The organism is Cohnella phaseoli (genome assembly GCF_003386235.1).
In the GTDB taxonomy this organism is placed as follows: domain Bacteria; phylum Bacillota; class Bacilli; order Paenibacillales; family Paenibacillaceae; genus Cohnella; species Cohnella phaseoli.
Genome location: NZ_QRDZ01000004.1, coordinates 270625 through 283411 on the forward strand (window position 1 = coordinate 270625; position 12787 = coordinate 283411).

A 12787-nucleotide genomic window follows, 5' to 3' on the forward strand; every position below is an offset into this window, starting at 1 on the left:
CTTCTTATTCCGCCGAGGCGATTTTTCTTTTGTAATCGGTCGGATAGATGCCTACTAGCTTATGAAAGACGTTCGAGAAATATTGAACGTTGCTGAAGCCGACCGCAGCGGCGATTTCTCCCATTTTCAGATGGGACTCTTCCAGCAGTCGCTTCGATTTCTCGATGCGTATGCGATTGAGATAGACGGAGAACATGTCCCCCGTCGTCTTGCGGAAAAGCTGGCCGAGATAGGCGGCGTTAAGGTTGAAGATGTCGGAGAGCGTCTTAAGGGACATCTCCTCTGCATAGTTTCGATCGATGTACTCGATCAGCTTCAAGACCGTCGGATGAGCGGCCTCCGTGTCGCCGGTTCTTACGCTTCCGGAAGCCTCCTCTGTCGGGAACGTCTCTCTGTAGCTCGCGGCTACGGATCCGTAGCCGCTTACGACCGGGCCGAGCACGATGGAGACGTTCAGCTTCAAATAACGCTTCACATTGGAGGAGCAGGCTCCCAGCCTTTCTTCCAGCATCTCCTCCAGTTCGTCTCCGTTCATGCTTTCTTCGCCGCTCCACCCGAACAGAAGAATCGGCTCTCCATGCAAGCTCCGAAACGCAATGCAGCCCGCGAACCTGTTCATCGTCTCCTCGCAGACGTTCAGAATGGCCGAAGCAAGCAGGCCGGATGAAGCTTCTCCATCCCGTGGCGGCCTCTCCTGAATCACTCTTGCAATCCGGTAGTGGTCGAAGGAGAGGTTGATCCCGAGAAATTCCGCGCGACTGGTCAATTCGTCGTGCCCGATGCGGCCCGCGACCCAACGGAATAGGATGTTCTCCTTGACGATGCTGTAGTTCTGCCGGTGATGAATCGAGAGCTGGATCTCGTGATCCAGCTTTTCTATCGTATTCAGCAAGGTGCTGGACAGCTCTTCCTCTTCAAGCGGCTTGAGCAAATAATTTTCCACGCCGTACACGACGGCCTTCTTCACAAGCTCGAATTCATCGTAGCCGCTGAGCACAATAAACTTGACGTTTAAGCCTCGGCTTTTTGTCTGGCGAATCAATTCCAATCCGTCCATGACCGGCATCTTAATGTCGGTGACGACGATATGAATCGAACTCTGCTCCAGCGCGCGAAGCGCTTCGGCGCCGTTGCCGGCCATGGCGACGATCTCCGCGCCGTGCTCCTCCCAATCGATCACATATTGCAAGCCGTCCAGAATAAGCGGCTCGTCATCCACGATCAAAACCTTGTACATAATCTCGAAGCGCCTCCTTCGAACGGGCCAGAACGGTTACCTGGACTTCGGTTCCCCGACCCTTTTCGCTCATGATGTGTATGCCGCACTCGTCTCCAAAGATCAGTTTGATTCTCGCTTCGACATTGAGCAGGCCAATGCTTCCGGAGCCGTAAACTAGCGGTTGGCGGAGTTGCTCGGCAATGGAGGCCAGACGGGCCTCGTCGATGCCTTCCCCGTTATCCGTCACGGAAATGACGATGGAGTCGCCGGCTCGTCGTCCGCGTACGGTAATGAGATTTCTCGTTTTGCCCAGATCGATTCCGTGCGCGATCGAATTTTCGATAATCGGCTGCAGCATATGGCGGAACACGCCGAAATCGAGAATGCCGTCCTCCACGTCGAATTCGATTTCGAGCCGGCCCTGGAAACGGATGTAGTACAGCTCCAGCAAGGACTGGCAGTAGTTCATCTCCTCGCGCACCGTGACGATCATCTCTTCCTTAATGCTGCTGCGGAACAGCTTGGCCAAAATTTTGATCATCTGCCCGACTTCCGTATCTCCCGATTTTAGCGCCTTCATCCGGATCGCTTCCAGCGTGTTGTATAGAAAATGCGGATTGATCTGCGATTGCAGGGCGTACAGCTCGGCGGTTTTCTGCTTCAGCTCCGAATCCTTCCGGCGCAGCTCCAGCACGAACTCGCGTTTAATGTAATCGTCCAGCTGCTCGCTCATCTGATTCAGGTTTCTGGAGATGATGCCTACTTCGTCGTGGTGTTCCTTAACCGGTATGGCGGTCAGATTGCCTTTGCGGATTTCCTTGATTCTGTACAGAACGTCCTTCAGTCGCCTGGAAAAATGTCTCGTGCTGAGAACCGTCAGCACAATGGTGACCAAAAGGCAGATCGAAGCGGCGATCAGCACCATCCGCGTAATGTAGCTAATGCCTTGATTGACCTCGCCCAGCGGAATGATCCCGACGGTGACGAAGCCGAATTCGTCGTCCTTGTTGACGTTAACGATCGATTCGCGGCCGTCGACGATGCGGCTGTCCGACGATTCCTGCACGAGGTCCCAATAAGGAAACGGCTGCTTGTAATATTTTCCTGAGGAATCGTAGACGACCTCTCCCTCCGTCGTCAGCACGAGCTGCGTTCCGATCAAATACTTGCGATAGGGCTCATAGGCGCGCCGGAACGATTCCGTATCGTAGGTCAGCAGCATGTACCCGGAAAAGCCGGATGGATCGTTCGGGAAGCGAATGTAGTCGTAGACGGCGTAGACGGTGAGCGGATCGCTTCCGCGAGAGCCGTCGAACGCGGGAAGAATGTACGTTTTTCGAGCGTTGATGTCGGCGGGAGTTCTATCCGTCAAAGCTTGGCGAACGTGCTCGACATAGTCGCTCAGCTTCGTTCCCGCCGAGTACCGCGTCGCGCTCATCTCGTAGTCGAAGGTCCGATTCATCATCACCATATCCAGAATGTTCGTATCGCTGGAGAGAACGGTATCCATCATATAACGATTGACGTAGGCGGCTTTCTCGCGCAGATTGCCCGTTATCTCGCCCGGAGCCGCACCGTGGCTGATGTCGGCGAACGCTTCGTAGACCGAATCCTTCTTGTCCGGATCGTTAAAGGTGTACAGACTCGTCATTCGATTTTTCAGGTTGCGATTCTGTTCGTGGAAGTAGTCTCCGACGAGTTGAAGCACCTGCTTGTTATAGGTGATCGCCTGCTCCTTCAGCAGGCCGGTAATATTCGTAACGATGATAAAAATAAGAGCGCTGACGGTGAGGAGGATAATGACGGAATAGAGGAGCAGCAGCTTATTGAAAAATCGATTCCGAATGTAATTGTAAAAGAAAGCGCGCATCGTTTGTCCCACCCTTCGTGTCTGTCGTGAAGTCGGCTTCTAGGCAGTAGAAATTTGACGAAGAGGCTCTGAATCCTGCTGCGGATTGGGCCGATCTATAGTTTTTATTACAGATTTGCAATCTTTACAATTGAGAGCGCATTCGGGCGTGCCCTATGATGTGAACTATAGAAAGGAGCGCCTAGGATGAACAAGACACAGAGAGCGGGCATGCTGCTGCTCATATTCCCCTTCGTCGCACTCGTATTCGTATTTAATTATTTGCCGCTGTTCGGCTGGTCGTATGCCTTCGTCGATTACAGCCCGGGAGTTCCGCTGATCGAGCAGCATTTCGTCGGCTTTAAGTACTTCCGGATCATTTTCGAGGGAGGCAACGATTTCGCGATCGTCATGCGCAACACGCTCGTCATGAGCTTGCTGGGCCTTCTGACCTCTCCGCTTCCGATGATTTTTGCAATTGCGCTGGCGGAGGTTCGCGGAAAGTGGCTGTCCAAATGGATCCAGACGGTGACGGCGATTCCCCATTTTATTTCCTGGGTGCTCGTGTACGCGATTTTCTTTACGTTCTTCTCGCTGGAGGACGGGGTCGTCAACAAGCTGCTGATGGACATGGGGCTGATCGAGACCGGGACGAACATTCTCGGCAGCGACGGCTACGCCTGGTTTTTCCAGCTGATGGTTGCAACCTGGAAAGGAACGGGATGGGGAGCGATCATTTATTTGGCCGCCATCGCGGGCATCGACCAAGAGCTGTACCAAGCCGCCGATATCGACGGAGCGGGACGGTTTCAGAAAATCTGGTACATTACCGTTCCCAGTCTGATGCCGACTTATTTCGTCCTGCTGCTGCTGGCCATCTCGGGCATACTGAGCAACGGCTTCGAGCAGTACTACGTCTTCCAGAATCCGCTGAACATCGACAAGCTGGAAGTGCTCGACACGTATATTTATACGCTCGGAATCGCTCGGGCCGAGTATGCGTTCTCGACTGCAATCGGGGTGTTCAAGTCCATCGTGAGCATCGTCCTGCTGCTGTCCGCCAACTGGCTGTCCAAAGCGATTCGCAAGCAAAGCATCATATGAGGGAGTTCCAGCGAAAGGAGAATACCGCCCCATGAACAAGAGCTGGAGAGAATATCTATTCCAATTCGCCAACTCGGGTACGCTTCTGATCTTTGCGTTCCTGTGCGTCTACCCATTTTACTTTATCATTATCAATTCGCTTAGCCATCCGACGGAGAGCGCCAAGGGCGTCTATTTTTTCCCGAGGGAGATTACCCTGTCCTCCTATGAACAATTGATGCAGATTCCGACCATCTTTCAGAGCATCTTCATTTCCGTGGCGCGGACGGTCGTCGGCACGATCGTTACCGTGTTCTGCAGCGCCTTCGTCGGCTACATGGTCACCAAGAAAGAGCTGCCGTTCCGCAGCTTCATCTATCGACTGATCATCATTACGATGTTTTTCAGCTCGGGGCTGATTCCCTGGTACATGCTGATGAAGACGCTGTATTTGAAAAACAATTTTCTATTGTACGTTCTGCCCGGAGCGGTGTCCGCCTTCTTCATTATCCTGGTGAAAACGTACATCGAATCGCTTCCTTCTACGCTGGAGGAATCGGCTCAGATCGACGGAGCGGGTATTCTGACGATCTTCTTCAAAATCATCCTCCCGCTGTCGCTGCCGATTATCGCCTGTATCGCCGTCTTCACCGCCGTCGGGCAGTGGAATTCCTGGGCGGACAATTTCTACCTCGTGACGGACAGCAGCTTGAATACGCTGCAATATTTGCTGTATACGAATCTCAAATCGAATATGGCGGATATCATGCGGACAAGTGCCTCCGGTACGATGCTGGGCGCCGACCTGGCAAGCACGGGCAGGGTGACGCCGATGTCAATCCGGTATGCGATCACGGTCATTACGGTCATTCCCGTCATGCTGATCTATCCGTTCATGCAGAAATACTTCGTCAAAGGCATTATGCTGGGCGCGATCAAAGGCTAAGCTGAAAATCTCCGGCTCTTCGCGGGAGTTTTCATATAAACTACTAGAATGAGAGGGGTATTGGAATGAGAACAAAGGTGACAAAGGGAGTCGCAGCGGCGCTTGCGCTAACGCTCTTGTTCGGCTGCTCGAACGGCAACGGCAATAGCGGCGGCAGCTCCGGCTCCGGCGAGGCCGGGGCATCGGCCTCCGCAGGAGGAGAGAAGCAGCAGGAGGTCGTCAAGATCAAGGTGGCCGCCAGCATCGCGGCGGCGGAGCCGAACGGGGTCATGCAAAATCCGGTCGCCAAAACGATCGAGAAAGAGCTCGGCATCCAGATGGACATGACGGCGGTCGGAGCAGATTTCGGCGAGAAGCTTAACGCGATGATCGCGAGCAACGATCTGCCGGACCTGTTCTGGGTTCCGGACCCGGCCAAGCAAATTCCGATGATGGTCAAAGCCAATCAATTGTACGAGCTAGACGATCTGCTGGCCCAGTACGGCGATAATATCACCTCCGATCCGAGCGGCAAGGCGATGATCGAGCTGCATAAGAAGACGTTAAGCCCGGACGGCAAGCTGTACACGATCGGCATGCTGAGAGGGGCGACGACCGCAGGCACTCAGCCGCTCGGCGCGAACTTTATTCGCTGGGATCTCTACAAGCAGCTCGGCTATCCGAAGCTGGAGAACTTCGATACGGACCTGCTTAACGTGCTGGCCGAGATGCAAAAGCTGGAGCCGAAAAACAAAGACGGGCAGAAGGTGTATGCGATCGGCGGCTGGTTCGCGGACGGTCTGGGCTGGGGCGACTGGCCGATCACCTACACGCTGTCCTTCACGGAGGGCAAAGGCTATCTGACAAGCGATCGGACCGTCTATTACGATCTGGCGACGAACGAGATTTCCCCGAACAACGATCTGAAGGACAAGAACGGCATGTTCTGGCGCTCTCTGAAGTTCTATAACAAAGCGAATCAGATGGGCATTCTCGATCCGGAGTCGTTCACGCAGAAGTCCGACAAATACGAGGAAAAAGTAAAGTCGGGCCGTTATCTGTACAACGTGCCGGGCTGGCTCGTCACCGATATCAACAGCCACTACGAGAAGGCGGGAATGCCGGATAAAGGCATGGTGGCGCTGCCGCCGATGAACACCGACGCGTTCATGCTGATCAACAACTTGGCTTCGGGAGGACGGACGTTCGCGATTTCGAAGAACGCGAAGAACCCGGAGAAAGCAATGCAACTGCTCAATTGGCTTTCTTCTTATGAGAACGCCCGCACGGTCTGGAACGGACCGGAAGGCGAGAACTGGAACATGGAGAACGGCAAGCCCGTTCCGACCGACGACTATTTGCAGCAAAGCTCCAGCGATCTGGCCTTCAACAAGCGGACGGGCGCGCTAATGTATTACCACTTCGTCGGCTTCGGCAGCGGAACGGTCGATCCGAAGACGGGAGTGCCGGTTAATCTGTTCGAATGGTCGGATAAGGCGGTCAGCCGTCAGCTGAAGCCGGTTCACCAAGACATGCTGGAGCACTACAAGGCCGACAGCCTGTTCGATCTCTATTCGTCCAAAGTCAAAGTGTATCAGGAGAATGCGCTGTACCGTCTCGGAGAGCTGCCCGAGAACTTGAAGACGCAAGGAACCAATCTGCAGAACTATACGTTCAAAAATATTTTCAATCTCATCCTCGCCAAGGACGACGCCGAGTTCGAGAAGCTGCAAAACAATTTCATCGCCGGGCTGGACGACTTCAAGGTCGACGATATTTTCGCTTACTGGCATGACAAAGCGGTCGAGCAGCAGCAAGAGCTTGCGCCAATCTTCGAGCTTCTGAAACAACAATAATCGGACCTAGGGCATACACGCCCTAGCGAAAGGGGACGTCTGGGATGGGAAAAAGGATGGCTTCATTGGGCTGTGCACTCGCGTTATCCGGTTCGCTGCTGCTGATTCCGGCCGAATCGAGCTTCGCGGCTTCAGGCCCCAAGCTGTCGTTTGATCTGACCGCTCAAGGCCGTACGATTCATAATGCCTTTTCCGATATTAACGCCTGGGACTACGAGATCGATTGGACGACAAAAGCGGCGGGCAAGCCGGCGAATACGTTCGCGACCAACTACCCGTTCGTCAAGAACGTTCAGTTCATGACGGCAACCGGAGGCTGCTATGTCGGTTTCCCCGGCTGCAGCGCCAACCGCGACCTGTTCGCCGATCCTTCCGACCGCACGACGCTGACGGATTACGACTTCTCCCGGCTGATCGGAGCGCTTCATCACGTCGTGGATCAAGGGTTGAAGCCGCACATCAAAACCGGCAACATCCCGATGAAGCTGTCCGACGACCCGGAGGTAGGCGTTATGGAAGCGAATCTTAAGCCTCCGAGCGACTACGATCAGTACTACGCTTACATTAAAGCGTTGGCCGATGCGCTTGTTGCGGAGTTCGGGCTTGCGGAAGTGAAAACCTGGACATGGGGCGTCTTTACCGAATACGAGAACCCGGAATGGTTCGACGACGGCGTAAGTTCCGCATCCACCCAGACGGCCTTTTTCAAAATTTACGATTATACGGTAGCGGCGCTGGAAGACGCGATCGGGGCGTCCAACTTAACGGTCGGAGCCCATAGCATGACCGTAACCGAAGGATTATGGGACGAGCTGGCTTTCATCGATCACGTCGCGGGAGTCGGCCCGAACGGCACCAATTATAAGACGGGGCTGCCTGGAACGCAGATCGACTTTTTGACCGCATCGTTCTACGATTTGAAGCCGGGAGTCCGGATGCCGAACGGCAAAAGCTTCGTCGATACGATCGAGACGCTGCGCAAGCGCTCCGTCGCCAACGGGCTGGGGAATCTAAAGTACGGCATCGACGAAGGCCGCATCAACTCCGGCTCCGATTCCAAGGCGCTGTATTCGCGGATCGTCGCCCACAGCTTCCAGGGGTCTTCCGACGCCAAGCAGTTCAGGACGATGCTCGACTGGAATATCGATTGGTTTTCCGCTTGGGGACTGAGTACGGAAGCGATCTGGGGCGGCGTGCCCGCCGTCTCGACGCATATTGCCAATCTCGGCTACCGCATGGTTGGAGATAAGCGGCTGGACGGCGGCTTCTCGGGAACGACGGCCGATCCGAGCAATGAAGTGAACGGCGTGGCGGGCTACAACGCCTCGACCGATACGGTTCATCTTATGATCTATAATCACAATAACGATATGAGCCGTACGACTGCGGAGACTCCCGCAGTTACGCTTCGCAATATCGCTCCCGTAGCGGGCAATACGGTTACAGTGAAGAAGTGGATCGTAGACGATACGCACGGCAACTTCTGGCCGACCTGGTGGAACGACAAAGCGAACCGGGGAATTCCGGATTCGGCGTATTCCTGGTCCAAGTACACGATGGAAGTGCCGAAAAGCTTGAAAAACACCGCAGACCGGGATTACTGGTACTCGCGGGAAGCGGATTACAAAGCGCTGGCAACGCTGACGCCGGTCACGACGACCGTATCGCTCGTCGGCAATCAACTAACGCTTACGCCTGAACTCGACCATCATGGCGTTGTGTTCTACGAGATTACGAACGCCCGCAGCGCGGGGACGACGATCGTCGACGAACTGGACGACTGGAGCAAGGCTGAGTCGCACACTTCCGGGCTTGTGCTCGACAAGGCGAACGCCTCCGCTCTCGGAGATCGCAGCCGGGCGATACGGACGAATAACGGAACTACACCGCAGTCTATTATTTATCGCTTGGACGGCGCGACTCGGTTTAAGCTGACCGGATTGTTCGCGACCGACGAGGAGTCGGTGATTCGCAATTTCAAGTTCTACGCATCGTCGGACGGATCGAATTGGACCGAGCATGACGGATGGGGCTATGCGGATTCTCCGATTAACGAAGGGTACTGGACGAAGCGGGTCTATACGCTTACGAAGCTTGCGGACAATACGAACTACGTAAAAGTCGAGTTCCCGACCGGGGGAGCGGTGGCGTACAGCCCGCAGATCGGGCAGGCGCAAATCTCCGACGTCCCGTGGAATTCGGCGCCGATCATCGACGAAATGAACGATTGGACGAAGGCGAGCGCGCACAGCTCCGGTTTGGTTTTCGATACGGCGCACGGAGCTGCGCTGGGCGATTCCAGCCGGGCGATGCGAACCTCGACGGGTTCGACTCCGGAATATGCGATCTATCGCAGCGAAGCGACGGACCTTCAATTGACAGCGTTGTACGCGACAGATAACGAGCCGGGCATCCGCAACTTTAAGTTCTACGCTGCGCCGGACGGGGTAACATGGGAGGAGCAGACGGGCTGGCACTACGCGGATTCGCCGATCAACGAGGGCGCCTGGACGAAGCGCGTCTATACGCTGGGCAAGCTTCCGACGGGAACTCAGTTCGTGAAGGTGGAGTTTCCGACGGGAGGAACGCTTTCCTACAGTCCGCAGCTAAGCCAAGTTAAGCTGAATACGGCTTCCATGGTCAACTTCGCGAAGGGCGCCGCGGCGTCGGCGTCGAACACCGATACGGCTAACGGCTATGCCGCTGAGAAGGTTAACGACGGAGCCGCCACGACGGATTGGAGCGGCTGGGCGACGGACGGAACCGCGCTGCCGCAATGGGTGCAACTGGACTTCGGTGCGGCGAAAACCTTCAGCCGAGTCGAGCTGTACACGACATCAGGCTATGCCATTAAGGATTATCAGATTCAATACTGGAACGGCTCGGCATGGGTCGATTGTTTGACGGCAATCACGGGCAATACGTTCGATCACCGGACGCATACGTTTGCGGCGGTAACCGGCTCGAAGCTGCGAGTTCTCGGCACGAGCGGGCCGGCGAACCAGCCGGAATACCTCCGGGTAAACGAGATCGAGGTGTATGCGGAGTAAGCATGGCGTAGAGATAGGCAGAGGGCGTGCTATCCCGTAAACGAGCGGTTTTCGGGAGCGGCACGCCCTTTTTTTTCTACAGCTGACCAATTCGCATGCATGAACTCGAAGGAAGAATGAAACACCACTCGAATAGATCTCTCCTGCTGCCCGGTATGCCAATACGTGAGTAGATTCGTTACGTCTGTTAGTCGCTGCTTGCGAGGCCAAGAAAGTGTCTCCATGCTGCCCCAGGCGCGGAGCGAAGGCCAAGAAAGTGCCTCCACGTTCAACGGACGGGGACTGGCAAAGTCCGCTGACAATATGGGTTCTTCTCTTGCCGCCCAGCGAACCGTTCCCCTAGAAGACCAATGTATGCCGATTGGTCAGTCGTAGTTTTTTTGAAGCGAAGGAGAGAGATTCATTGAATAAGCAGCGAATTAAAGAGCTTGCCGCCGACTATGCGACGGTGTACGAATCGCCCGATCCGAGGGGCGTGTATGCGTATAGCCCGGGCATCGCCGTCCTTCCCGGAGGGCGCTTGCTTGCCACATTGGACCTTGGAGGTCCCGGAATGCCGAACGTGGAGGGGCCGAAGCGGGTTATCGAAGGCGGCTGGCTATGGTTCGGCAAAGCGCTGACCTCGGACGACGGCGGAGGGACGTGGACGCATCGCGTCGATTTTCCGTTTATGCATGCACGTCCGTTCGTCGCGGGAGCATCCGTATATATCCTCGGCCACTGCCGCGACCTGATGATTATGAGATCCGACGACGGCGGCGAAACCTGGAGCGAGCCGCAGGCGTTGACCGAAGGGCAAACCTGGCACCAAGCGCCGTCCAATGTGCATTATTCGAAGGGGAACGTATACCTGGTTATGGAGCGGATTGCAAGCCCCGAGCGGTTAGGCTGGCCGGTCAGCGTCATGGCTCCGGTGCTGCTCCGCGGCAGGGAGGATAATGACCTAACCCGCAGGGAGAGCTGGACGTTCGCTTCGGAGCTTGCGTTCGAGCAAGTCATTCCCGAGGAGGAGCTGGATTATTTCGGCGTTCCGTTCTACCCGGTCGAACGGGGCTCGTCGAACGAGCTCGCCCCTGGCCGGGTATGTTTTCGAATGGGGTGGCTGGAGACGAACGTCGTACAATTCGTCGATGAAAATCATTATTTCTGCGATCCGATGGGCTCCACCTTTCATCTGTGGATGAGGGCGCACACAGGAGGCACAGGCTTTGCGGCGATTGCCAAAGCGGTCGAACAGCCGGACGGAAGCATCGCGACGATGCTGGAGCGAGCGCCATCGGGGCGAAAGATAGCCTTTGTTCCGTGTCCCGGCGGGCAGATGAAATTTCACATTCTTTATGATGAAGCAACCCGTTTGTATTGGTTGCTCAGCACCCAAGCGACGGACAGTATGACGAAGGCGGAGCGGCTTCCTCCCGGCAGGTTCAATCTTCCGAATAATGAAAGAAATCGGCTGCAGCTCCACTTTTCGAAAAACGGTTTCGATTGGTGCTTTGCGGGCTTGGTGGCGAAGACGGAATCCGATAGAGAGGCGAGGCATTACGGCAGTATGGCGATCCTCGGCGACGACTTGCTCGTGCTGAGCCGCTCGGGAGACGGTCAAGCCGCGTGTGCGCATAACGGAAATCTGATCACGCTGCACCGGGTGCGGAATTTTCGGGAGTTGGTCTACTGATCGGAAATCGAGTTCTTCCCGGTCTACGTCCCATTCGACGTATGGGTATTTTGTGAAATGTCCCGATACCTCTATCGAATGTCCGGATTGTTTTATTTTTTTGGCTTCGCCGTTTGCTATACTGGATCTAACGAAAGGACGGGGAGGAAGCCGGATGAACGAAATCTTGCCTTTATTCCGATCGGCCGTTTACGGCATCGATCCGTCGTTTCCGTTTCATATCGAGCGCAACGTGCACGACCGTTACACGCAGCTGCAGCTCCATGCGCACGAATTCGTCGAGCTGGTGTACGTCGTCGGCGGAACGGCCAAGCATCGCATTCGTTCGGCGGTGTTCGGCGAGCAACGATACGAAATCTCTGCCGGCGATATTCTGATCGTGAATCAAGGAGAGGAGCATACGTACGAGCTCGCTCACGACGAACGGCTGGAGATCGTAAATCTGCTGTTCGCGCCGGAGTTCGTCGACGATTCCTATCTGCACGCTCCGGGACAGTCGCAGCTTCTCGATTTTTTCTATGTCCAGCCTTACTTGAAGGAACCGGCCAGATTTGCGTCCAATCTGAAGTTAGGCTTCCGCGGGGCAGGGGAGATCGAGCAGATCATCGGAAAAATCGAGAACGAATTCGGCGCGAGACGGCTTGGCTATCAGGCGTTGATTCGGCTTTCGTTTAACGAGTTGATCGTGCGCCTAAGCCGCTTCTACTCGGAAAGCGTGGGTACGGGGCGGAACCGGGACGTTCACTCCAGCGCGAACGAGTATATCCGCAGGGTCGTCGGGTATGTCGAACGCCGTTATCAAACGGACATCGAGATCTCCCATCTCGCCAAGCTGGCTTGCTGCAGCGAACGTCAATTGACCCGGTCCTTCCGGCAGGCGACAGGCGAATCGGTTGTCCGCTTCGTTCACGCTCTAAGGATTGAGAAGGCGAAAGCTCTGCTGGTCCGATACGGGGATACCGTCGCGGAGATCGGCGCGGTTGTCGGTTTTCGGGATGCGGCTTATTTCATCAAAGTGTTTAAGCGGCTAACCGGAATGACTCCGAAGGAGTACCGAATGGAAAGCCAGCTTGCCCAATCCGGGGAATAGCTCGCATGCGTTGACGGGAAACCGAACGCATAAGCGTTAT

The 12787-nt window shown here is 55.3% G+C and carries 8 protein-coding genes; 6 read left to right on the forward strand and 2 right to left on the reverse strand.

The genetic code is table 11. The features are described 5' to 3' along the window. Positions 1-4: 4 nt before the first annotated feature. Positions 5-1237 carry a response regulator gene (locus DFP98_RS07325; RefSeq protein WP_116059918.1) on the reverse strand — a complete coding sequence of 411 codons (1233 nt, stop codon included), beginning with the start codon at positions 1235-1237 and terminating at the stop codon, positions 5-7. Beyond that, positions 1212-3089 carry a sensor histidine kinase gene (locus tag DFP98_RS07330; protein WP_116059919.1) on the reverse strand — a complete coding sequence of 626 codons (1878 nt, stop codon included), beginning with the start codon at positions 3087-3089 and terminating at the stop codon, positions 1212-1214. The genes DFP98_RS07325 and DFP98_RS07330 overlap by 26 nt, the downstream gene beginning before the upstream one ends. A gap of 186 nt (positions 3090-3275) precedes the next feature. Between DFP98_RS07330 and DFP98_RS07335 the strand changes: the two genes are divergently transcribed. The 6 genes from DFP98_RS07335 to DFP98_RS07360 all read left to right on the forward strand — a co-directional run bounded on the left by DFP98_RS07335 (position 3276) and on the right by DFP98_RS07360 (position 12747). Then, a complete protein-coding gene (locus tag DFP98_RS07335) occupies positions 3276-4172 on the forward strand; it encodes an ABC transporter permease (protein WP_116059920.1) in 897 nt (298 codons plus the stop codon). Between the two features lie 31 nt (positions 4173-4203). Then, positions 4204-5097: a carbohydrate ABC transporter permease gene (locus DFP98_RS07340; protein ID WP_116059921.1), complete on the forward strand. Its 894-nt coding sequence runs from the start codon at positions 4204-4206 to the stop codon at positions 5095-5097. Positions 5098-5162: 65 nt separating this feature from the next. Beyond that, complete coding sequence (locus DFP98_RS07345) at positions 5163-6932, forward strand: extracellular solute-binding protein (protein WP_116059922.1); 1770 nt, start codon at positions 5163-5165, stop codon at positions 6930-6932. Positions 6933-6976: 44 nt separating this feature from the next. Further along, on the forward strand, positions 6977-9982 hold the full coding sequence (locus DFP98_RS07350; RefSeq protein WP_116059923.1) for a discoidin domain-containing protein: 3006 nt from the start codon (positions 6977-6979) through the stop codon (positions 9980-9982). 403 nt (positions 9983-10385) lie between these two features. Further along, entirely contained in the window at positions 10386-11657 is a 1272-nt protein-coding gene (locus DFP98_RS07355; RefSeq protein ID WP_116059924.1) for a sialidase family protein, read from the forward strand. A 154-nt stretch (positions 11658-11811) separates the two neighbouring features. Further along, the gene (locus DFP98_RS07360; RefSeq protein WP_116059925.1) at positions 11812-12747 is read left to right on the forward strand and encodes a helix-turn-helix domain-containing protein; all 936 of its coding nucleotides are present in this window, start codon (positions 11812-11814) and stop codon (positions 12745-12747) included. Positions 12748-12787: the final 40 nt, after the last annotated feature.

Excerpts from the sequence above, each read along its gene's own strand:
- DFP98_RS07345 (WP_116059922.1), top strand. The coding sequence starts at position 5,163 with ATGAGAACAAAGGTGACAAAGGGAGTCGCAGCGGCGCTTGCGCTAACG.
- DFP98_RS07340 (WP_116059921.1), top strand. The coding sequence starts at position 4,204 with ATGAACAAGAGCTGGAGAGAATATCTATTCCAATTCGCCAACTCGGGT.
- DFP98_RS07325 (WP_116059918.1), bottom strand. The coding sequence starts at position 1,237 with ATGTACAAGGTTTTGATCGTGGATGACGAGCCGCTTATTCTGGACGGC.
- DFP98_RS07360 (WP_116059925.1), top strand. The coding sequence starts at position 11,812 with ATGAACGAAATCTTGCCTTTATTCCGATCGGCCGTTTACGGCATCGAT.
- DFP98_RS07330 (WP_116059919.1), bottom strand. The coding sequence starts at position 3,089 with ATGCGCGCTTTCTTTTACAATTACATTCGGAATCGATTTTTCAATAAG.
- DFP98_RS07350 (WP_116059923.1), top strand. The coding sequence starts at position 6,977 with ATGGGAAAAAGGATGGCTTCATTGGGCTGTGCACTCGCGTTATCCGGT.
- DFP98_RS07335 (WP_116059920.1), top strand. The coding sequence starts at position 3,276 with ATGAACAAGACACAGAGAGCGGGCATGCTGCTGCTCATATTCCCCTTC.